Origin of the sequence: Streptomyces sp. MS06, from assembly GCF_047200655.1 — a bacterium.
GTDB lineage: Bacteria > Actinomycetota > Actinomycetes > Streptomycetales > Streptomycetaceae > Streptomyces.
On sequence record NZ_JBJZOJ010000036.1, the window covers coordinates 41370 to 62733 of the forward strand.

General features: G+C 74.5%; 16 protein-coding genes. 11 read left to right on the forward strand and 5 right to left on the reverse strand.

Features of this window, described 5'->3' with window-relative positions:
• The first annotated feature begins 188 nt into the window (after positions 1 to 188).
• The 9 genes from ACL02U_RS20195 (at position 189) to ACL02U_RS20235 (ending at position 11523) form a co-directional block, all read left to right on the forward strand.
• Complete coding sequence (locus ACL02U_RS20195; RefSeq protein ID WP_412792261.1) at positions 189 to 1346, forward strand: ABC transporter substrate-binding protein; 1158 nt, start codon at positions 189 to 191, stop codon at positions 1344 to 1346.
• On the forward strand, positions 1343 to 2239 hold the full coding sequence (locus tag ACL02U_RS20200) for an ABC transporter permease (RefSeq protein WP_412792262.1): 897 nt from the start codon (positions 1343 to 1345) through the stop codon (positions 2237 to 2239). The genes ACL02U_RS20195 and ACL02U_RS20200 overlap by 4 nt, the downstream gene beginning before the upstream one ends.
• Entirely contained in the window at positions 2227 to 3048 is an 822-nt protein-coding gene (locus ACL02U_RS20205) for an ABC transporter permease (protein ID WP_412792263.1), read from the forward strand. The genes ACL02U_RS20200 and ACL02U_RS20205 overlap by 13 nt, the downstream gene beginning before the upstream one ends.
• Positions 3045 to 4133 carry an ABC transporter ATP-binding protein gene (locus ACL02U_RS20210; RefSeq protein WP_412792264.1) on the forward strand — a complete coding sequence of 363 codons (1089 nt, stop codon included), beginning with the start codon at positions 3045 to 3047 and terminating at the stop codon, positions 4131 to 4133. The genes ACL02U_RS20205 and ACL02U_RS20210 overlap by 4 nt, the downstream gene beginning before the upstream one ends.
• 55 nt (positions 4134 to 4188) lie before the next feature.
• Positions 4189 to 5649 (forward strand): HAD-IA family hydrolase, encoded by a 1461-nt coding sequence (locus tag ACL02U_RS20215; protein ID WP_412792265.1) that lies wholly within the window; start codon positions 4189 to 4191, stop codon positions 5647 to 5649.
• 234 nt (positions 5650 to 5883) lie between these two features.
• Positions 5884 to 6609 carry an ABC transporter ATP-binding protein gene (locus ACL02U_RS20220; RefSeq protein WP_412792266.1) on the forward strand — a complete coding sequence of 242 codons (726 nt, stop codon included), beginning with the start codon at positions 5884 to 5886 and terminating at the stop codon, positions 6607 to 6609.
• A gap of 34 nt (positions 6610 to 6643) precedes the next feature.
• Complete coding sequence (locus ACL02U_RS20225; protein WP_412792267.1) at positions 6644 to 9004, forward strand: FtsX-like permease family protein; 2361 nt, start codon at positions 6644 to 6646, stop codon at positions 9002 to 9004.
• A gap of 172 nt (positions 9005 to 9176) precedes the next feature.
• On the forward strand, positions 9177 to 10004 hold the full coding sequence (locus ACL02U_RS20230) for an alpha/beta fold hydrolase (RefSeq protein ID WP_412792268.1): 828 nt from the start codon (positions 9177 to 9179) through the stop codon (positions 10002 to 10004).
• A 172-nt stretch (positions 10005 to 10176) separates the two neighbouring features.
• The gene (locus ACL02U_RS20235) at positions 10177 to 11523 is read left to right on the forward strand and encodes a transposase (protein ID WP_412792269.1); all 1347 of its coding nucleotides are present in this window, start codon (positions 10177 to 10179) and stop codon (positions 11521 to 11523) included.
• Here ACL02U_RS20235 and ACL02U_RS20240 read toward each other — a convergent pair.
• Complete coding sequence (locus ACL02U_RS20240; RefSeq protein WP_412792270.1) at positions 11472 to 13490, reverse strand: helix-turn-helix domain-containing protein; 2019 nt, start codon at positions 13488 to 13490, stop codon at positions 11472 to 11474. The genes ACL02U_RS20235 and ACL02U_RS20240 overlap by 52 nt on opposite strands.
• A 258-nt stretch (positions 13491 to 13748) precedes the next feature.
• On the opposite strand from ACL02U_RS20240, the gene ACL02U_RS20245 reads away from it, so the two are divergent.
• Together ACL02U_RS20245 and pabB are read left to right on the forward strand one after the other, a co-directional pair.
• The gene (locus ACL02U_RS20245) at positions 13749 to 14504 is read left to right on the forward strand and encodes a methyltransferase domain-containing protein (protein WP_412792271.1); all 756 of its coding nucleotides are present in this window, start codon (positions 13749 to 13751) and stop codon (positions 14502 to 14504) included.
• Between the two features lie 32 nt (positions 14505 to 14536).
• Positions 14537 to 16654, forward strand: a complete 2118-nt coding sequence (pabB, locus tag ACL02U_RS20250; protein WP_412792272.1) for an aminodeoxychorismate synthase component I — start codon at positions 14537 to 14539, stop codon at positions 16652 to 16654.
• Here the strand turns inward: pabB and ACL02U_RS20255 are convergent.
• The 4 genes from ACL02U_RS20255 to metK form a co-directional block, all read right to left on the reverse strand.
• The gene (locus ACL02U_RS20255; protein ID WP_412792273.1) at positions 16638 to 17813 is read right to left on the reverse strand and encodes a transaldolase family protein; all 1176 of its coding nucleotides are present in this window, start codon (positions 17811 to 17813) and stop codon (positions 16638 to 16640) included. The two genes, pabB and ACL02U_RS20255, sit on opposite strands and share 17 nt — an antisense overlap.
• Entirely contained in the window at positions 17810 to 18832 is a 1023-nt protein-coding gene (locus ACL02U_RS20260; protein WP_412792274.1) for a carbohydrate kinase family protein, read from the reverse strand. The genes ACL02U_RS20255 and ACL02U_RS20260 overlap by 4 nt, the downstream gene beginning before the upstream one ends.
• Before the next feature lie 34 nt (positions 18833 to 18866).
• Positions 18867 to 19829 (reverse strand): methylenetetrahydrofolate reductase [NAD(P)H], encoded by a 963-nt coding sequence (gene metF / locus ACL02U_RS20265; protein WP_412792286.1) that lies wholly within the window; start codon positions 19827 to 19829, stop codon positions 18867 to 18869.
• A gap of 65 nt (positions 19830 to 19894) precedes the next feature.
• Positions 19895 to 21124, reverse strand: coding sequence for a methionine adenosyltransferase (gene metK, locus ACL02U_RS20270; RefSeq protein WP_412792275.1), 1230 nt, complete (start codon positions 21122 to 21124; stop codon positions 19895 to 19897).
• Between the last annotated feature and the right edge of the window lie 240 nt (positions 21125 to 21364).

A 21364-nucleotide genomic window follows, 5' to 3' on the forward strand; every position in this document is an offset into this window, starting at 1 on the left:
CACAGCGTGAGCAGCCTAGTCGAGACCGGTCAGGCCTCCGCCCCGAAGATGATTGCACGGGAAATCGAAGGACGGACGTTCGCCGGAGTTCACGGGGAGGACACCTGAGGCGGGCCTACTGAGGGTCAACTTGTTCAGACAAGTTACCCACTCCCCTTCTCATCGTCGTACGTCCCCCTGGAGCAGCCGTGTCCGTGTCCCTGCCGAGAACAGCCGTCCTTGGCGGTTCCCTCGCCGTCGTCGCCGCACTCGCCCTGAGCGCCTGCGGCGCCGCCCCCGACAACACATCGACCACCGCCGACGGCAAGAACGCCGCGACCGCCGCCTCCGCCGCCGACTTCGGCGGGATGGACGAACTGGTCGCCGCGGCGAAGAAGGAGGGCACGCTGCACGCCATCGCGCTGCCCCGCGACTGGGCCAACTACGGAGCCCTGATCGACGGCTTCCAGAAGAAGTACGGCATCAAGGTCGAGGTGGAGAACCCGGACGGATCCAGCCAGGACGAGATCAACGCCGTCACCTCCCGCAAGGGCCAGGACCGCGCGCCGGACGTGCTCGACCTCGGCAGCTCCTTCGCGCTCAGCGCCGCCCAGCAGGGACTGCTCGCCCCGTACAAGGTGTCCTCGTTCGCCGGCATCCCCGAGGCGCAGAAGGACGCCCAGGCCCGCTGGTACAACGACTACGGCGGCTACGTGTCCATCGGCTGCGACGCCAAGCGGGTCAAGGACTGCCCGACCACCTTCGCCGACCTGCTCAAGCCGCAGTACAAGGGGCAGGTCGCACTCAACGGCAACCCGACCAAGTCGGGTTCGGCCTACGCCGGCGTCTTCGCGGCCGCCCTCGCGAGCGGCGGCTCCTTCGACGACATCCAGCCCGGCCTCGACTTCTTCACCAAGCTGAAGAAGAACGGCAACTACACCCCCGTGGAGGCCACCCCCGCCACCGTCGAGAAGGGCGAGACGCCCATCACCATCGACTGGGACTACCTCAACGCCGGATACGCCGACGAGTTCAAGTCGAAGGGCGTCGACTGGACCGTCTCGGTCCCCAGCGACGGCAAGTTCTCCCAGTACTACTCCCAGGCCGTCAACAAGGACGCCCCGCACCCGGCGGCCGCGCGCCTGTGGGAGGAGTACGTCTACAGCGCCGAGGGGCAGAACCTGTGGCTCAAGGGCTACGCCCGCCCGGCCCTGATGCCCGCCATGGAGAAGGCCGGCACCCTGGACAAGACCGCCGCCGCCAAGCTGCCCGAGGTGTCCGGCACCCCCGAGTTCCCGACCGAGAAGCAGCAGAGCCAGGCCAAGAAGGCCCTCGCGGAGGGCTGGGGGAAGGCCATCTCCGGATGAACACCGCCCTCCCCGCGGCCGGTGCGGTGCCCGTCGCTTCGGCGAAGCGGCGGCACCGCGCCCCCGGCCTGCTCGCCGTCCTGCCGCTACTGGCCTTCACCGCGGTCGCCTTCGGACTGCCCGCCCTGGCCATGCTGAACGGCGCGTTCACGGCGCGGGACCAGGCCACCGGCGCCACGTCCTACACCCTGGACAACATGACGACCTCGCTGCGCGGGCCGTACCTCACGGCCCTGCTCGGCAGCGTGAAACTGTCCGCGGTGTCCGCCGGCATCGCCACCGTGTGCGGGCTGCCGCTCGCCCAGGCCGTGGTCTCCTCCCGCCTGCGCGTGCTGCGCGAGGCGGTACTCACCGCGTCCGGCGTACTCGCCAACTTCGGCGGCGTCCCGCTCGCCTTCGCCTTCGTCGCCACCCTCGGCAACGCGGGCGTGCTGACCCGGCACCTCGGCCTGACGGACAAGGGCTGGGACCTCTACAGCTTCTGGGGGCTGGTGATCGTCTACCTGTACTTCCTGATCCCGCTGATGGTCCTCACCGTCACCCCGGCACTGGAGGGACTGCGCACGCAGTGGCGCGAGGCCGCGCAGAACAACGGCGCCACCACCGTGCAGTACTGGCTCCACGTCGCGCTGCCGGTCCTCGCGCCCACCCTGCTCGGCGGGTTCGTCCTGCTGTTCGGCAGCGCGTTCGCCGCGTACGCCACCGCGGCCGCCATGGTGGGCAGTTCGGTCCCGCTGGTGACCCTGCAGATCGCCGACGCCATCTCCGGCAACGTGCTGGTCGGCCAGGAGCACGTGGCGCTCGCCCTCAGCCTCGACATGGTGCTCATCGCCGGCCTGGTGATGGCCGTGTACCTGCCCCTGCAGCGGAGGAGCGCGCGATGGCTCGCCTGAACCCCTGGCGCTGGGGCGTCCTGGTGTGCGCCGGACTGTACTTCCTGGTGCCGCTGGCCGCGTCCGTCGTCTTCACCGTCGACGTGCCGAACCGGGGCATCACCTTCGACGCCTACACGCGCATCCTCTCCACCGCCGGCTTCGGCTCCAGCCTGCTGCTGTCGCTGGAGCTGGCCGCCGCCACCATCACCCTCGTCCTGCTGCTCATGGTCCCCGCCATGGTCGCGCTGCGGCTCGGCGCGTCCGGGCTGCGGCCGGTCGTCGAGGCGGTCTGCTCGCTGCCGCTGGTCGTGCCGCCGATCGCGTTCGTGGCGGGCATCGGCACGGTCCTGAAGTGGGGGCCCGACCACCTCTCGCACACCCCGCTCTTCCAGACCTTCGTGGCGATCCAGAACCCGGACTTCCCGTTCGTACTGGTCCTCGCCTACGTCGTGATGGCGCTGCCCTTCGTGTACCGGGCCCTGGACGCCGGGCTGCGCGCCGTCGACGTGCGCACCCTCGTCGAGGCCGCCCGGAGCTGCGGCGCGAGCTGGCCGCAGGCGCTCGTCCGGGCCGTGCTGCCGAACCTGCGCGGGGCGCTGCTGAACGCCTCCTTCCTCACCCTGGCGCTGGTGCTCGGCGAGTTCGCCGTCGCCCAGTTGCTCGGCTTCCAGCCGTTCGCCGTGTGGATCGTGAACATCAGCGGCTCGCAGGCCCAGCTGTCCGTCGCCGTCTCCGTGCTCAGCCTGCTCGTCACCTGGGCACTGCTCCTCGTGCTCGCCGGTGCCGGCGGGCGCACCCGAACCGCTGCCTCCCGGGAACGAACATGACCACCACCACCGCCGGCACGCCCGAGAAGGCGGCCGCCACCGATCAGGCCGCCACCGTCGAGTTCCGCGCGCTGCGCCGCGCGTTCGGTACCAGCGTCGCCCTCGACGGACTCGACCTGACCGTACGGCCAGGCGAACTGCTCGCACTGCTCGGTCCGTCCGGCTGCGGCAAGACCACGGCCCTGCGCATGCTCGCCGGTTTCGAGCAGCCCGACGCCGGTGAGGTGCTGGTCGACGGCCGGGACGTCACGCAGGTTCCGGCCCACCGCCGCGACGCCGGGATGGTCTTCCAGTCGTACAGCCTCTTCCCGCACCTCACCGCTCTCGACAACGTGGCCTTCGGACTGCGCATGCGCAGGGTACGGACGCCCGAACGGCGCTCCCGCGCAGCCGAGTTGCTCGAACTGGTGGGCCTCGGCGACAAGGGCGACCGGTTCCCGCACCAGCTCTCCGGCGGGCAGCAGCAGCGCGTCGCGCTCGCCCGCGCGCTCGCCCTGCGCCCGCGCGTCCTGCTGCTCGACGAGCCGCTGTCGGCGCTCGACGCCAAGGTGCGGCTGACGCTGCGCGAGGAGATCCGCCGCCTCCAGCAGGAACTCGGCATCACCACCCTGTTCGTCACGCACGACCAGGAAGAGGCCCTGTCGATGGCCGACCGGGTCGCGGTCATGCGCGCCGGGAGACTCGAACAGTGCGCGGTCCCGGCCGAGTTGTACGGGCGGCCGGCCACCGCCTTCGTCGCCGAGTTCGTCGGCACGATGAGCCGGATCCCCGGACGGCTGCACGGCACCTCGGTCGAGGTCCTCGGGCAGCGGCTCCCCTCCGACGGGGAGGTGCCCGCGACGGCCGAGGTGGACGTGCTGGTACGGCCGGAAGCCGTCCGGGTGGCGGCGGACGCGCAGGGCGGCGCCCGGGTGGTCGCCACCGCGTTCCTCGGTGCGGCCACCCGGCTCACCGTACGGCTCGCGGACGGCACCGACGTCAAGGCCGACCTGCCCACCCACGAGGCCGCACCCCTCGCCGCCGGGGCCGCCGTACGGGTGTCGCTGCCCGACCGGCCGGTACTGGTGGCCGCACGCACCCGCTGACTCCGCTTCCCCGGCCCGCAGACGACGGCCCTCCCCCCACGTGAAAGAGACAACCATGCAACGACTCCCCCTCCAGGCCGTCCTGTTCGACATGGACGGCACGCTCGTCGACACCGAGCGGCTGTGGTGGGAGGCGGTGGAGGAGGTCGCCGGTCGGGCACTGACCGAGGCGGACCAGCCGATGGTGCTCGGCCGGCCCGTCGAGCACACCGCCGCCTGGCTGTCCGCGGCCACCGGCGCCCCGGCCGCCGACCTCGCCGACACGCTCCACCGGGCGTTCGCCGACCGGGTCCGCGCCGGCATCGTGCCGCGGCCCGGCGCGCTCGACCTGCTCGACGCCCTGGCCCGGGAGGGCGTGCCCGCGGCCCTGGTGACCGCGTCCCCCAGGGCCGTCGCCGACAACGTCCTCGAACTGCTCGGCCCGGGCCGCTTCGCCGTCACCGTCACCGCCGACGACACCGAGCACACCAAGCCCGCCCCCGACCCCTACCTCGCCGCCTGCCGCGCTCTCGCCGCCGACCCCGCCCGCTGCGTGGCCGTCGAGGACACCCGGGCCGGCGTCGCCTCCGCCGAGGCCGCCGGCTGCACGGTGCTCGCGGTGCCTTCCCTGGCGCCGATCGCCGCGGCACCCGGGCGGACGGTACTGGACAGCCTCGAAGGGGTCGCCCCGGAACGGCTGCGCGCCATGCTGCCCGGCGAGCTGCGCGTGCTGAGCTGGAACCTCTGGCTCGGCGGGGCGGAGGTGGACGACCACCGCGCCAAGCAACTCAAGGTCGTCCTGGACACCGGCGCCGACGTCGTGGGCCTGCAGGAAACGGGCGGTACGGCGGCCCGGGAACTCGCCGAGGCGCTCGGCTGGCACCACCACACGGCGGGCCGGAACCTCGGCGTCATCAGCCGCCACCCGATCACCGACCACCTCGGCGACCCCGAGGTCGGCTTCTACGGCGCGGCCGGCGTCCGCATCCGCGTCGACGGGGCGCACGAGGTCGACGTCTGGACGGCCCACCTCCACTGCGCGCCGTACGGCCCCTACGAGGCCGCCTTCGACGGACTCCCCCCGGCCGAACTGGTCGCCCACGAAGAGGTCCGGCTCGCACAGATGCGGGACACCCTGCAGCGGATCGCGCGGTCCGCCGGCCCCACCCCGGTGGTGCTCACCGGGGACTTCAACACCCCCTCCCACCTGGACTGGCCGGACGTCGCCTGGCCGGTGACGAAGGCCGCCGAGGAGGCGGGCCTGCGCGACTCCTACCGCGAGGCCCACCCGGACCCGGCCGCCGACCCCGGCCACACCTGGTCCCCCCTCCACCCCGAGCACGAGGACGGCAGCGGCCGCCCCGAACCCCAGGACCGCATCGACTACGTCCTCCACAACGGACGGGGCCTGACCGTCCTCGACTCCCGCACCGTCGTCAGCGGCACCCCTCGGGCGTGGCCCGACGTCGCCGGGAACGACTGGCCGTCCGACCACGCGGCGGTGCTCACCACGTTCGCGCTGCGCCGCACGGAGTGACCCGCGCCGTGCCGCCCCCGCACCCCGGGTGGCGGAAGCCCGGCGCGGCCCGCGGGCCGCGCCGGGCTTCGCCGCGTCCGCGGCGCCCTCGGCGGACGGCTCCCGGGCCGTTCGGCCGGCACCGCGGGCCCGATGCGGGCTGACCGGCCCTGGCCCCCCGGACCGGATGCTCCCGACAATCGCAGTCGGGCGGAGAACCGGTGCGGGACGGGAAGGGATGGTGCAGGAGGGCCTATGACGACGACGGCGAAACTGCGGGGCGGCGTTCTGCTGCGCGGGGTGGGCAAGAGCTACGGGACGGGAGACGCGACCGTCCACGCGCTGCGCGACGTGGACCTGGACGTCGAGCCGGGAGAGCTGGCGGTCGTGCTCGGACCCAGCGGTTCCGGCAAGACGACCCTGCTCAACGTGATCGGGGGCATCGAGGCGGCCGACCACGGGCGGATCCGGGTGGCCGGGCGGGAACTGACCGGGCAGGCGCCGGGCTCGCTGTCCGGTTTCCGGCGGCGGCACGTCGGCTTCGTCTTCCAGTTCTTCAACCTGATCGCGACCCTGACCGCCCGGGAGAACATCGAGGTCGTCGCCGAACTGACCGGCCGGGGCGACCGGGGGCGGGCCTCGGAACTGCTCGCGGCGGTCGGGCTCGCCGACCGGGCGGACGCCTTCCCCGCCCAGCTCTCCGGCGGCGAGCAGCAGCGGGTGGCCCTGGCCCGCGCTCTCGTCACCGACCCAGACCTGCTGCTCGCCGACGAGCCGACCGGCTCCCTCGACATGGCCACCGGCCGGACGATCCTGCGCCTGCTCCAGGACACCAACCGGGAGGGCCTCGGAGTGCTGATGGTGACCCACAACGCCGCCGTGGCGGCGATGGCGCACCGGGTGGTGACGATGCGCGACGGGCGCGTGCAGTCCGTGGTGCGCCAGGAGGCGCCCGTGGACGCCGAACGGGTGAACTGGTGACGGGGCGCGGGCGCGCGGGAGAGGCGGGGACGCCGTGAAGCGGGTACTGCTCACCAAGACCCGGCGCGATCTGCGCCGCCGGCTGGCCCAGTTCGCCGCGGTCGCGGTGACGGTGATGCTCGGCGTCACCCTCTTCACCGCCAGCTACGACGCCTACCGCAACCTCAGCGCCTCCTACGACCGCACCTACCAACGGCTGCACTTCGCCGATCTCACGGCGCGCGGCGACGACGCCGGACGGCTCGCGGCGGCGGTGCGCGGCCTGGACGGGGTCGCGGCCGTGGCGAGCCGCACGCAGGACGACCTGCCGGTCGCGATCGGCGGCGACCGGCTGCGCGGGCGGGTGGTCGGGCTTCCCGCGGACGGCCGGCAGCCGGCGGTGAACGGCGTCGACGTGGTCGCGGGCGCCCGGCCGGCCCCGGGCGACCTGACGGGCGTGCTCGTGGAGAAGCACGCCGCACGCACCTTCGGTTTGGCGCCCGGCGACCGGCTGCGGGTGTACGACGGCAGCGGCTGGCGGTCGCTGACCGTCCGCGGGATCGCCGTGTCCCCCGAGTACCTGTGGCCCGCTCCCAGCCGCCAGGAACTGATCGTGGACCCGCACTCCTTCGCCGTGCTCTTCGTCCCGGAGCCGACCGCGCTCTCCCTCGCCGGGCAGCGCTCTCCCGACCAGGCCCTGGTCGAGCTGACCGGTCCGGCACGCCGATCGGACGGCACCGCGCGAGTGGCGACGGCGCTCCGGGAGGCGGGCGCCGTCGACGTGGTCACCCGGTCCGAGCAGCCCTCCCACGCCGCCCTGGCCGAGGACCTGCGGGGCTTCTCCGAACTGGCCGTCGCCTTCCCGCTGCTCTTCCTGTCGGCCGCCGCGGTGGCCGCCTACGTCCTGCTCACCCGCATCGTGCTCGCCGAGCGCGCGGTGATCGGCACCCTGCTGGCTGCCGGCGCCCGCCGAGGGGCCCTGGTGCGCCACTACCTCGGGCACGCGGTGCTCACCGGGACGGCCGGCGCGGTGGCCGGGGCCGTGCTGGGCGTGTTCGCCACGGCCGCGGTGACCCGCGCCTACACCTCCGCCCTGGACGTGCCCGACACGGTGCTCGGCCGCCACCCGGGCACCGCCGCCGCCGGGCTGGTGTTCGGTGTGCTGGTCGGGCTGGTCGCGGGCGGGGCGCCGGCGCTGTCCGTCGCCCGTACCCCACCCGCCGAGGCGATGCGCGGGCGTGCCGTGCCGCTGATGCGCCCACGGCACTGGGGGCGGCTGCTCGCCCGGTTCCGCCGGCTCCCGCTCACCTGGCGGATGGCGCTGCGCGACCTGGGCCGCAGCCGCCGGCGGACCCTCGCGACGATGACCGGCAGCGTGCTGGCGCTCGTGCTGGTGCTGTCGTCGGTGGGGATGATCACGTCGATGCGGGCGGTGCTCGCCGAGCACTTCGACCGGGTGCAGCGGCAGGACGCCACGGTGATCTCCGACCCCGGGGCCGCGGACCTGGCCCGGCGGCTGGGCGCGGTCGAGGGGGTGCGTGCGGTGGAGCCGGTGGCCACGGTCCGGGTGACCGCCGCCCGCGACGGCCGCTCGTACGCGACGACCCTGACGGGCTTTCAGCCGGGCACCACCATGCACGGTTTCCGCACCCCGTCCGGGCGGTGGCGGCACCTTCCGGACGACGGAGAGCTCGCCGGGGCCGCGCTGGCCGGCCGCCTGCACGTGCACACCGGCGACCTGCTCACCGTCACGGTGCCCGGGCAGCCGGGCCGTCAGGTGAGGCTCGCCGGGCTGGTCGAGGAGCCGATGGGCACCTCGCTGTACGGCACCCGGAGCACGGTCCGGGCGGCCACCGGCACCGCCCTGACCGGGTACCTGCTGCAATTCGCCGACGGCACCTCCGGGGCCGGCCGCGACGAGGTGCGCGGCGCGGTGCTGCGGCTGCCCGGGGTGCTCGCCTACACCGACGAGCAGGCGCTGCGCGACGAGGCCAACCGGTACCTGGGCCTGTTCTGGGTGTTCATCGGCGGCATGCTGGCGCTCGGCGGAGCGCTCGCCTTCACCGTGATCTACGTGACGATGACGGTGAACGTCGCGGAACGCACCGTGGAGCTGGCCACCCTCCGCGCGGCCGGTGTGCCGCTGCGCCGCGTGGCCGGAGTGCTGGCCGCCGAGAACCTGACCGCCGTGCTGCTGGCGGTGCCCGCCGGACTGGCCGCGGGCACCGCGGCCGCCTGGGCCTTCCTGCAGTCGTTCAACAGCGACCTCTTCTCCCTGCGGCTGTCGCTGGGCTGGCCCGCGCTGCTGATCAGCGCGGCGGCGGTGCTGGCGGCGGCGGCGCTCTCCCAGCTCCCGGCGGCACGCGCGGTGCGCCGGCTGGACCTGGCGCGGGTGGTGCGGGAACGCGCGCGCTGACGGCCCGGTGAGGTGCGGGACGGGCCGGCGGCGCCGGAGGGGCGGGGGGGACCGGCCGGGGGGACTGCGGGCCGTACACGGCAGGTGCCCGGGTGAGAGGCTTTCCGCGGGGCGTCGGCAGCGGGGCTCCGGACCGCATCCAGGGCCCGATGAGGGCGGGAAGGAAAGAGCTTTGGACACCTGGGAGTTGAACAGGGTCTTCGGCAGCAGCGCGGGGAAGGTCCGGTGGGACCGGTTGGGGCCGGCCGACGGGGAGCCCGTCGTGCTGCTGCACGGCACACCGTTCTCCTCGTACGTGTGGGCGGAGATCGCCTCCACGCTCGCTGCCGGGGGCCGCCAGGTCTTCGTCTGGGACATGCCGGGCTACGGCGCCTCCGAGATGGCCGAGGGCCAGGACGTGTCGCTCGCCGCGCAGGGCCGGGTCTTCGCAGAGCTGATGGAGCACTGGCGGCTGCCCGAGCCCTCCGTCGTCGCCCACGACTTCGGGGGCTGTGTCGCGCTCCGGGCCCACCTGCTGCACCGGGTCCCCTACCGGCGGCTGGCCCTGGTCGACCCGGTGGCGCTCGCGCCGTGGGGCTCGCCGTTCTTCCGGCTGGTCGGTGAGAACACCTCCGTCTTCGAGCAGTTGCCGCCCTCGCTGCACCGCGCGCTCGTGCGGGAGTACATCGGCTCCGCGAGCCACCGGGGGCTGCGCCCGGGCGCAGCCGAGGCGCTCGCCGCGCCGTGGGCGGACCGGACGGGGCAGGCGGCGTTCTACCGGCAGATCGCGCAGGCCGACCAGCGCTACACCGACGAGGTGCAGCCGCTGTACCCCGACATCTCCCTCCCCGTGACGGTGTGCTGGGGTGAGGAGGACTCCTGGATTCCGGTGGCCAAGGCACACGAGCTGGCGTCGTTGATCCCCGGGGCCCGTCTGCGGCTCGTCCCCGGCGCCGGGCACCTGGTACCGCTGGACGCGCCCGCGCAACTGCTCGCCGCGCTGCTGGACTTCCTCGGCTGACGGGGCCGGCCGGGTGGGGCGGTGGTGGCCGGGCCACCACCGCGGTACCCCTTTCGGGTGGTTTCGGGTCCGCGGGCGGGCCGGGGTGGTGGCCGGGCCACCACCGGCGGGCGGCAGCGGTGTGCCCCCTGCACCTCGTGCCGGGCGGCGGGGGCGAGAAGCCTGGTGTGTCATGGAGGACATCGCCACTCGGCTCTGCGCCGACCTGTTCGCCGAGTTCCGCCGCTACGACCAGCGCATCCGGGCACGGCAGTACGTGGAGGGGCTGCTGAGAGCCGAGGGGCGGAGGTCGATCGCGAACATCGCGGCGGCCGTCGGCGTCCCCGGCGACGCACAGCGGCTGCACCACTTCGTCAGCCGCTCGCAGTGGGAGTGGCTGCCGTTGCGCCGGTCGCTGACGCGTTTCCTGGAGAGCTCGGTCCCGGCGTCCGCGTGGGTGCTGGTGCCGGTGTCGATACCCAAGGCGGGGCGGCACAGTGTGGGGGTGGGGCGGCACTTCTCGCCCGATGCCCACCAGGTGGTCAACGGCCAGCAGGCGTACGGCGCCTGGTTGGCCTCCGCGCGGGTGTGCGCGCCGGTGAGCTGGCGGCTCCGGCTGTCCGGGCGCCGGCCGGACGGAGGTGCGGGCCCGGTCGGCGGTCCTGCCGACCCCGGCGGTCCTGCCGACCCCGGCGCCCGTGCCTCCTCTGCCACCGGTGCGGCGGCCGCCCCTGAAGCCGCCTCTCCCGCCGCCTCCGCGCCTGCGGTCGCCACCGTCCCTCCTGCTCGTCCCCCCGCCCCCGTCGGTGCCGTCGCCTCCGTCGGTTCCGTCGCCCCCGTCGCCTCCGGGGACGGCATCGCCGAGCTGCTGGAGGACGTGCGCGGCTGGGGGGACCCGTCGCGGCCCGCGCTGCTCGACCTGCGCGGGGTGCCGGGGGAGGAGCACCTGGCCGCGCGCTACCTGGGGAGCGGTTTCCCGGTCGCCGTGCGGACCAGCGGGCGGGTGGAGGTGACGGCGGATCATCCCGTGCCGGGAGACCGGGTGCGGCGCTTCGTCCCGGCGCAGCGGATGCTCGACGGCGCGCTGCGGTTGGGCGGCCCGCTGCCGTCCCGCACCGCGTCCGGACCGGTGGGTCCGGCCGCGGCGGCGGGGCCGACCGGCCGGTCGGGGCCGGTCTTCGCGACCACCCGGGTGCGCCTCGCGGGCGGTGGGCCGGGCGCCGGGCCGCTCACCGCTCTGGGGGTGTGGCACGACGTCCGCCGCCCGCCGGGGGAGGTGTGGCTGACCAATGTGCGCGCCGCGTCCGCCCCGGCGCTGCTGGGCCTCACCCGCCTGCACGAAGAGGTGGTGCGGGGATGGCGCACCCACGGGGAGGCGGTCGGGCTGCGCGACTTCGAGGGCAGGTCGCTGCGGGGCTGGCACCGGCACATGACGCTGGCCTCGTGCGCGTACGCGATCTCGGCTCTGAGGTCCGCGGACCCGGCCGGCTACTCGCCGGGGGGCGTCGGGGGCGCGGAGGCGCTCGGGCGCTCCGCCTGAGCGGGGGTGTTCCCCGGTGCGCCGTCGTCGCCCTGCTGTCGGCGCAGTACGCGGTGGGTGCGGTGCAGCCGCAGGGCGAGCTGCACCTCGAGTGCCTTCTCCGGTGCCGACCAGTCCGCACCGAGGAGTTCGGCCACCCTCTCCAGGCGGCGCGAGACGGTGTTGGGGTGTACGTGCAGGAGTTGGGCGGCGTGCGTCTGGCTGCCGCCCGCGGCGAAGTAGGTGTCCAGCGTCCTGGTCAGTTCGGTGAGCCGCTGCGCGTCGTAGTGGAGCACGGGTCCGATGGTCGCCTCGATGAAGGCGGAGGCGTCCCGGTCGTCGGAGAGCAGGATGCCGAGGAACCCGAGGTCCTCCACGGACGCGCAGGCCCCGCCGTTGCCGAGGGCGACGAGCGTTTCGACGCAGCGCATGGCCTCCTGGTGGGCCCGGCGGACCAGTTCCAGGCTGTGCACGGGTCCGCTCACGCCCACGGTGACCGGATGGCCCAGCAGTGCGGAGAGCTGGTCGGACACCGAGCGGGCGAGGGAGCCGGCGCGCCCGCGGTTTCCCGGCCCGGTGTCGGCCGGCAGGGGCAGCAGCAGGGAGAGGCAGCCGTTCTGGATGCTGCGCAGACCGCCGGTGCGGCGGGTGTACGACGCGGCCCAGCTCGCGGCGCGCCCGGCGGTGCCGCCCTCGGGGCGCACCACCAGCACGACGAGGGGCTGGCCGGGTGAGATGCCCAGCCTGCCGGAGCGCAGTTCGAGTTGTTTGAGGGGGCGCCGCTCCACGGCCAGCAGGTCGTCGAAGAGCTCGTCGCGGAACGGGCCGGCGGCCGCCGCCTCGCTGCGGTGGACCCGGAGCGAGACGGCGACCGCCTGTGCCGTCAGCCGCATCCGGCGCAGGCCGGTGTCGCCCGGGGGTGTCCGCGGGTGCAGCAGCATCACCGCGAGTTCCTCCCCGCCGGCGGTGACGGGCGCGAGCCACACGCCGGTGCCGTCGCCGACGCCGACCGGTTCGCGGCGGGCGGCTGCGGCGCGGGCGGCGGCCAGTGCGGCCGCCTCGTCGATCGGGGGCAGCTCCCCGACGGCCGCGAGCTGCTGGTTCTCCACGTCCCGGACCAGTACCGCCCCGTCGAGCGCGGTGGCCACCTCGGCGGTCAGGGCCTGCAGGTCGCTGCCGGTCATGGCGAGGTCGACCAGCCTGCTGTGCAGTTCCCCGAACCGGCGGAACTCGGTGAGGTCGGCGACGTCCGAGTGGCTGCGTTCCAGGGAGCGGGTCTTCTCCAGGGCGACGGCGGCCAGTCCGCCGAGCGAACTCATCAGGGAGACGTCGCCGACGCTGAAGTGGCGGATGTTCCGGTCGGCCGCGTAGAGCACGCCGAAGGTGTCGGAGCCGACCACCAGCGGTGCGGCGATGATGGCCCGGATGCCCTCCGCGCGCACCACCTCGTCGAGCACGGCCGAGTGCCGGAAGCTGTCGTCCGAGAGGTAGTCGGGCGTCCAGATCGGGACGTTCTTCTCGGTCGACCTGTCGCCGAGCCCCCAGCTTCGCGGCACCCGGTAGCCGACGGTGAGCGCGGAGGCGTGCCCGTCCGACGTCCGCACGTAGCTGTCCCCGGAGGCGCCGTCCTGAATGGTGATGTAAGACATGTCCATGCCAAACAGATTGCGGGTACGCCGGGTGATGAGTTCCAGGAGCGCGTCCAGTCCGTAGGGGAGCGTCAGATCGCGCGCGGTGTCGACCAGGGCGGACAGCTCGGCCTCGCGCTGCCGGCGGCGGGCGAACTGCGAGTGCACCCTCAGCGCGAGCTGGCCGGCGCGCTCCAGGCGCACGGCCTCACCCCGGCGCGCGGCGCCGGAGAAGCTGCGGACCGCCTCCTCGATACGGCCCGACGGAGCCTCGCCCGCGAGGAGTTCCAGAACGAAGAGCATCGCCGCGGCCTCGTCCGGCCGCTCGTCACCGGACCCCGTTCCCCCCACTGACTCCACACGCTCCCCCCTGATCCGCATTCCGTGGTGGCGAGCCTTCAGCTCCCGAGAATACCCCATCCCCCTTCTGTCAAGTTTGACACGTGTGAAACATTTCACATCATTCCATGTAACTTGTCGCACCGTCACAGTGGCCGAGCCACCACTCGGGAGGGTCAGTTCTGTCACCCGAGCACCTTCCTGCCCGGACCACCGATCGAGAAAGCTGTGGGGCGTTCGGCACGACCGGAGCGATGCACGCACCCCTACGGAGGTTCGATGTCGCACATTCGCAGCCACGTCAAGTCGCTCGAGCGCAGCAACCACTCGCTGACCCGGCCGGACCGGCCCCGCGAGTTCCGCCTCCTCGACCGCGACTGGGACCTGCTCGACGAGGTCTTCGCTCCCCTCTACTCCCCCTCCACCCGCATCGGAGCCGAGTTCCTCGGCCTGACCGGCACCGGATCGGCCGCCCCCGCCCCGTCCCTGCTGGAGGTCGGCTGCGGCACCGGCCTCATCGCCGTCCAGGCCGCCCTCCGCGGCTGCGCCTCGGTCGTAGCCGCGGACATCAACGAGCACGCCGTCGAGAACACCCGGATGAACGCGCGGCGCCACCGGGTCGACGACCGCGTCACGGCACTGCGCAGCGACCTGTTCGCCGCGCTCGCCCCGGACGCCCGGTTCGACCAGGTCTTCTGGAGCTCCAACTACGTCCTGGCGCCCGCCGACTACGCGTACCGGAGCATCCACGAGCGGGCCTACGTGGACGCCGGCTACCGCACGCACCGCCGGTACCTGTCCGAGGTGGTGCACCACCTGACCGACGACGGTACCGCCCTGCTGCACTTCAGCGACCGGGGGAACCTGCACGCGCTCCGGGAGATCGCCGGGGAGTGCGACCGGGAACTGCACACCCTCGACCGCCGGACGGTCGAGGAGGGACCCGACCGGGTCGAGCACCTGCTGCTGGAGATATGCCCGGCCCGCGCCCGCCGGCGGCCGGCCGGGACCCGCCGCGACCTCGTCCGCGCCTGAGGGCACCGACCACAGGGAGGAGCCGCTGCCGGATGCGGACGCTGCTCGTGGACAACCATGACTCCTTCACCTACAACCTGTTCCACTACCTGACCGAGCTGTCGGGCCGGGAACCCACCGTCGTCGGCAACGACGACCCGCACTGGCGGATCGGCCACCTGTCCGCCTTCGACAACGTCGTGGTCTCCCCCGGCCCCGGGCACCCGGGCCGCCCGGGCGACTTCGGGATCTGCCGGGACCTCGTGGACCTCTCCCCCGTCCCGCTGCTGGGGGTGTGCCTGGGCCACCAGGGCATCGCGCTCGCGGCGGGCGGGGCGGTGGGCCGGGCACCGGAACCGCGCCACGGCCGCGTCTCGCCCGTTCACCACCGCGGAGAGGGGATCTTCGCCGGCCTGCCCAACCCCTTCGACGCGGTGCGGTACCACTCCCTCACCGTGCACGGTCTGCCCCCCGCCCTCGAGGCGACCGCCCGCACCCCGGACGGGACCCTCATGGGGCTGCGCCACCGCGAACGCCCCCTGTGGGGTGTCCAGTTCCACCCCGAGTCCATCGGCACCCGGCACGGGCACCGGATCCTGCACAACTTCCTGCGGCAGGGCCGGCCCCGGCGCGACGGGCCCGCACCCGGTCGGGCACCCCGTCCGGCACCCCGTCCGGCACTCCGGAGGAAGGCGCCCCGAGGGCGCCGACTGGAGCTCCACGTCCGCCGGTTGGCCACCGACTGGGACGACGAGGTGGTCTTCGGGGAACTGTACGCGGCGGCCCCGCACGCCTTCTGGCTCGACAGCAGCCGCACCGAGGGCGCTTCCGGCCGGTTCTCCTTCATGGGGGACGCCTCCGGCCCCCTCGCCCGCGTCGCCACGGCCGACACCCGCAGCCGCACCGTGCGGATCACCTCACGGGACGGCGTCCGGCTGGTGACCGGCGGCTTCCTGGACTGGCTCGACGAGGACCTGCGCGCGCTGCGCGTCGACGCCCCGGACCTGCCGTTCGACTTCGTGCTGGGCTGGGTGGGCAGTCTGGGGTACGGGCTCAAGGCCGAGTGCGGAGGCGAGCCGGGCCCCCGGCCCGCCGAGGCCGACGCGAGCATGCTGTTCGCGGACCGTGCGGTGGTGTTCGACCACCACGCCCGGACCACCTACCTGCTGGCACTCGCGGAGCGGGGCGCCGGCTCCGATGCGGTCTCCTGGCTGGACGGGACGAGTGCCCGGCTGGCCGGCCTCGCCGGCAGGCGGCCGGGGCCCGCGCCCGCCGCACCCCCGGCCGACGGGGAGGCGCGGATCGAGCTGCGGCACGACCGGGACGACTACCTGGAGCTGATCAGGCGCTGCCAGGAGCAGATCGCCGCCGGCGAGTCGTACGAGATCTGCCTCACCAACATGGCCGACGTGCGCACCGCACTGGACCCCTGGCAGGGGTACCGGCGGCTGCGGCGCGCCAGCCCCGGCTCCCACGCCGCGCTGCTGCGGTTCGGCGAGTTGTCCGTGCTGAGCAGTTCGCCCGAGCGTTTCCTGCGGGTCGGCGCCGACGGAACCGCCGAGTCCCGGCCGATCAAGGGCACCCGGCCGCGCGGCGCCACCCCCGCGCACGACCGGGCCCTGGCCGAGGAGCTGCGCACCGACGAGAAGGAGCGCGCCGAGAACCTGATGATCGTCGACCTGGTCCGCAACGACCTCGGCCGGTGCGCGCGGACCGGCTCGGTCACCGCGTCCGACGTGTTCGCCGTGGAGACGTACGCCACCGTGCACCAGTTGGTCAGCACCGTGCGCGCCACGCTGCGGCCGGACAGCAGCGCGGTCCGCTGCGTGCGCGCCGCGTTCCCGGGGGGCTCCATGACCGGGGCTCCGAAGGAGCGGACCATGCGGATCATCGACGCGCTGGAGGGCGGAGCGCGCGGCGTCTACTCGGGTGCCGTCGGGTACTTCTCGCTGCACGGCGCCGCGGACCTGAGCATCGTCATCCGCACCGCGGTCGTCACGCCGGGGCGGGTGCGGTACGGCATCGGCGGGGCGATCACGGCCCTGTCGGATCCGGCGGCCGAGTTCGAGGAGACGGCCGTGAAGGCGGCTCCGCTGCTGGCCCTGGTCGGCGGTGCGTTCCCGGGGCGGCGCCCGTCCCCCGCGGACGCGGACCTCACCGCCGCGCCCTGACGGCCGGCGGGCCCTGCACCGCGTCGAGGAGTTCCCGCCGGTCGCGCTCCGCCCGCCGCAGCCGCCGCCGTTCCAGGTCCGCCGCCAGCGGGCCGAGGCGGATGCCGCGCCGCCGCAGCGCCGCCACCACGTCGAGGGCCGCCGTGGACTCCCCCATCAGGGAGTCCCCGCGCGGCCTCGCGCGGCGGGCGGTCTCCGCCAGCTCGGCCCGGGTCAGCACGTGCACGGTCCGCCAGGCCACGATCTCCTCGACCTGGCGCACGCGCGCGGCCAGGCGGCCGGGGTCCGGGCGGCTCTCGGCCGCTCCGGCGCCGGACCAGACCAGCCGGTGCGGGCGGGCTCCCGCGTTGCGCAGCCCGCGCCACCGCTCCGAGTCGAGCCTGCGGTCCTGGAGGTCGTGGGCGGTGCGGGCGAGCGCGAGGGCGGTACGGCCCCGCAGGGCGGCGGCGCCCGCGGCACCGCCCGGCGCACCGAGGCGCTCGTCCACCGCCGCTTCCACCTCGGCCAGTTCCCAGGTGGCGGCGCACGCCACACGGGCCGCGTCCCGGCCGGCCCGGTGCGCCCGCTCCAGCCCTTCCCAGCAGGCGTCGAGGACCTCCCCGTAGCGCTCGGCCGAGTGGATGAGGGACACGTTCACGCCGATCCCGTCGGCGAGGCACTCGCGCGCCACGGCCGGACCGGCGCCGGCGGCGGCCACGGTCACCAGGAGGTTCGGCCGGTTGACGGCGGCGGCCAGCGCCCGTGCCTCCTCGACCGCGGACCGGTGGTCGTGGGCCAGTCGGGCGTCGAGTTCCACGCAGACCCAGCCGTCGAGGCCGTCGGTCGCCGTGTGCGCGGCGGACAGCAGGTCGCACGCCCAGCGCGCGTCGTAGGCGAACAGGGCCCGCACCGTCTCCTCCGGCGAGGCGTGCCGCTGCGCGAGGAGGCCGAGCTGCTCGCGGTAGGCGTGGTCGCCGGCCCGGCGGATCTCACACGTCATCGCCGCGGAGGAGAGCACCAGTCCGGTGATGTGCGCCTGGGCGATCCAGCGTGCCAGCGTGCCGTCGGCGAGCACCGGCCGGCTCAGCCCGGCGAGCCAGAAGGACACCCCTTCCGCCGCCAGTCCGCCCAGTACCGGGCTGTCCGCCGGGACGTCGGCCGGGTGGTGCACTCCGGTCATCGTTCGTCCCCGGCGGCGAACACCCGCCCGTCGGCCGCCGGCACCCGGGCCGCCAGGTGCGGGGCGAGCAGCGCGGCGGCCCGGTCGCCGTGCACCGCCCCGACCCGGCGCAGCAGGTCCGGCGGCGACACCTCGTACTGCTGCGGGCCGACGGCCTCCAGCACCGTCGTGGCCAGCGCGCAGCCCAGCGGGACGGCCCCGCGGACCGGCACCCCCCAGCTGTACGCGGCGAGGAACCCGGCACGGAACGCGTCGCCGACACCGGTCGGATCGACGGCTCCGGCCGCGGGCACCGCGCGGAAGACCTCGGGTCGCGTCCCGAACGCGGCGACCAGGACCCCGTCGGCCCCCCGGGTGGTGATCCACGCCCCGACCCGGCCCAGCACCTCCTCCCGTGTCCAGCCGCTCCGCTCCAGCAGCAGGGCCGCCTCGTACTCGTTGGTGAACAGCCACCGCGCCCCGTTCACGAGCCGGCGGACCTCCTCCCGGCCGAGGCGGGCGAGCTGCTGCGAGGGGTCGGCGGCGAACGGGAGCCCGAGTTCCCGGCACTGCTCGGTGTGGCGCAGCATCGCCTCCGGATCGTTCGGGGAGACCAGCACCAGGCCGACGGAGCCGTCCGCGCACACCCGGTCGAGGTCGATGAGGGAGGCCTCGGCCATCGCCCCCGCGTAGAACGAGGCGATCTGGTTGTGGTCCTCGTCCGTGGTGCACATGAACCGCGCCGTCGGCCGGGTGCGCGACACCCGCACCTGCGCGGTATCCACGTCGTGCTCCTCGAGCCACGTCCGGTAGCCGTCGAAGTCGGGCCCGACCGCGCCGACGAGGAGGGGGGCGGTGCCGAGCAGGCCGAGGCCGAAGGCGATGTTGGCCGCCGTCCCCCCGCGGCGTACGTGGAGCTCGTCGACGAGGAAGGACAGGGACACGTGGTCGAGTCGGCCCTCGATCAGCTGGTCGGTGAACCTCCCGGGAAACGTGGCCAGGTGATCGGTGGCTATGGAACCGGTGACGGCGATGCGCATGGTTTCCCTCCCCGGCCGGGTCGGTGGCGGCCGTTCAGTGGTGGGCGTGGGCGGGGTGGACGTGGGCGGGGCGGGCCTGGACCGGATGGGTCCGGGCCGGGTGGGCGCGGACGGGCCGGAGGTGCGTCGGACGGGGGTGGGCGGGCCGGACGTTGCGGTGGATCTCGAGCGTCGCCGAGGACCGGTTGAGGGTGATGTAGTGCAGTCCGGGCGCCTGCTCCTCCAGCAGTCGCGCCGCCATCGCGGTCGCGTACTCGACCCCGATGCGGTGCCCCTCGGCCGGGTTGCCGCGGGCCGCCTCCAGGCGCGCGGCGAGGGCGGCGGGGAAGGCGGCGCCGCTCAGCGCGGCGAAGCGGCGGATCTGCCGCACGTCGGTGGCGGGCATGATCTCCGGGATGATCGGCGTGTCGCAGCCGGCCGCAGTGATCCGGTCGCGCAGGCGCAGGTAGTCCTCCACGTGGAAGAACATCTGCGTGATGGCGTAGTCGGCGCCGGCCCGGCACTTGGCGACGAAGTGCCGGATGTCGGTGGGCCAGTCGGCCGAGCGCGGGTGGCGTTCGGGGAACGCGGCCACTCCGACGGAGAAGTCGCCCAGCGAGCGGACGAGTTCGACGAGTTCGACGGCGTGCCGGAAGCCCCGGGGGTGCGGGGTCCAGGGGCCGCCCGGGTCTCCCGGCGGGTCGCCGCGCAGGACCAGGACGTCCCGGACCCCCGCGTCGGCGTACTGGCCGACGATGCGCCGCAGTTCGGCGACCGAGTGCCCGACGGCCGTCAGATGGGCGACGGGCCGCAGTGTCGTCTCGGCGGCGATCCGCCGGGTGGCCTCGACCGTGCGCTGCCTGGACGAACCGCCGGCGCCGTAGGTGACGGAGACGAAGTCCGGCGACAGGGCCTCCACACGGCGGACCGCCTCCCAGAGCGTGCGTTCACCCGCCCCGGTCCTCGGGGGGAAGAACTCGAAGGAGAAGCCGGGCCGGCCGGCGCCCGCGTCCGGCAGCGGGACGTCCCGGTCCGGGCTGCGGTCCCCGGCCCGGGCAGCCGCGGGCGGCGCGACGGGCGCGCTCACCGGAAGACCCCGGCGCGGTGGCGGAGTTCGGCGGCACGGTCGGTGCGCTCCCAGGTGAAGTCGGCGCTCTCGCGGCCGAAGTGGCCGTACGCCGCGGTCCGGGAGTAGATCGGGCGGAGCAGCCGGAGGTCGCGGATGATCGCGGCCGGCCGCAGGTCGAAGACCTCGGTGATCGCCTGCTCGATGAGTGCGGCGGGGACGGTGTGGGTGCCGAAGGTCTCGACGAACAGTCCGACCGGTTCGGCCCTGCCGATGGCGTAGGCGACCTGGACCTCGCAGCGCCGGGCCAGGCCCGCGGCGACGACGTTCTTGGCGACCCAGCGCATCGCGTAGGCCGCCGAGCGGTCGACCTTGGACGGGTCCTTGCCGGAGAACGCGCCGCCGCCGTGCCGGGCCATGCCGCCGTAGGTGTCGATGATGATCTTCCGGCCGGTCAGCCCCGCGTCGCCCATCGGGCCGCCGATCTCGAACCGGCCGGTCGGGTTCACCAGCAGCCGGTATCCGTCGGTCTCCAGTTTGACGCCGTCGGCGTCCAGTCCGGCGAGGACGTGCTCCACGACGTGCTCCCGGACGTCCGGGGCGAGCAGACCGTCCAGGTCGACGCCGCGGGCGTGCTGGGAGGAGACGACGACGGTGTCGAGCCGGACCGGCCGGTCGCCGTCGTACTCGACGGTGACCTGCGTCTTGCCGTCGGGACGCAGGTAGGGAAGCGTCCCGTCCTTCCTGACCCGGGCCAGGCGGTGGGAGAGCCGGTGGGCCAGGTGGACCGGAAGCGGCATCAGTTCCGGGGTCTCGTCGGTGGCGTAGCCGAACATCAGGCCCTGGTCCCCGGCACCCTGCCGGTCGAGCGGGTCCGCGGCCGGACCGGGGGCGTCCTGCGCGCCGTCGGCCGGGTCCGTCCCGTCCACCCCTCGGGCGATGTCCGGCGACTGGGATCCCAGGGAGACCGACACCCCGCAGGAGGCGCCGTCGAATCCCTTCGCCGACGAGTCGTAGCCGATCTCCAGGATCTTCTCGCGCACGAGTTCCGCCACGGGGACGTAGGCCCGGGTGGTCACCTCGCCCGCCACCTGGACGTGTCCCGTGGTGATGAGGGTCTCCACGGCGACACGCGACCGCGGGTCCTCCCGCAGCAGCGCGTCGAGCACGGCGTCGCTGATCTGGTCGGCGATCTTGTCGGGGTGGCCTTCGGTGACCGACTCCGAGGTGAACAGGCGGCGGGACATGGCTCTCCTTGTCATCCGGTCGGGGAGGGGCGGTGCACGGGCGGGGCGCGCCGGCCGGGGCGCCCCGCGGGGGCGTCCGCCCGGGGCCTTGCCCGGCCGCGCCCGGTTCGGGGCGGTGCGGGGATGCGGGACGGTACGGGGGGTGCGGGCCGGTGCGGGGTGCGGGCCGGTGCGGGGCCGTACGGCGGTGCGGGGGGTGCGGGCCGGTGCGGGGCCGTAGGGCGGTGCGGGGGCGCCGGC

Excerpts from the sequence above, each read along its gene's own strand:
- pabB (WP_412792272.1), top strand. The coding sequence starts at position 14,537 with ATGCGGACGCTGCTCGTGGACAACCATGACTCCTTCACCTACAACCTG.
- ACL02U_RS20210 (WP_412792264.1), top strand. The coding sequence starts at position 3,045 with ATGACCACCACCACCGCCGGCACGCCCGAGAAGGCGGCCGCCACCGAT.
- ACL02U_RS20220 (WP_412792266.1), top strand. The coding sequence starts at position 5,884 with ATGACGACGACGGCGAAACTGCGGGGCGGCGTTCTGCTGCGCGGGGTG.
- ACL02U_RS20235 (WP_412792269.1), top strand. The coding sequence starts at position 10,177 with ATGGAGGACATCGCCACTCGGCTCTGCGCCGACCTGTTCGCCGAGTTC.
- metK (WP_412792275.1), bottom strand. The coding sequence starts at position 21,124 with ATGTCCCGCCGCCTGTTCACCTCGGAGTCGGTCACCGAAGGCCACCCC.
- ACL02U_RS20205 (WP_412792263.1), top strand. The coding sequence starts at position 2,227 with ATGGCTCGCCTGAACCCCTGGCGCTGGGGCGTCCTGGTGTGCGCCGGA.
- ACL02U_RS20255 (WP_412792273.1), bottom strand. The coding sequence starts at position 17,813 with ATGACCGGAGTGCACCACCCGGCCGACGTCCCGGCGGACAGCCCGGTA.
- ACL02U_RS20260 (WP_412792274.1), bottom strand. The coding sequence starts at position 18,832 with ATGCGCATCGCCGTCACCGGTTCCATAGCCACCGATCACCTGGCCACG.
- ACL02U_RS20200 (WP_412792262.1), top strand. The coding sequence starts at position 1,343 with ATGAACACCGCCCTCCCCGCGGCCGGTGCGGTGCCCGTCGCTTCGGCG.
- ACL02U_RS20245 (WP_412792271.1), top strand. The coding sequence starts at position 13,749 with ATGTCGCACATTCGCAGCCACGTCAAGTCGCTCGAGCGCAGCAACCAC.
- ACL02U_RS20215 (WP_412792265.1), top strand. The coding sequence starts at position 4,189 with ATGCAACGACTCCCCCTCCAGGCCGTCCTGTTCGACATGGACGGCACG.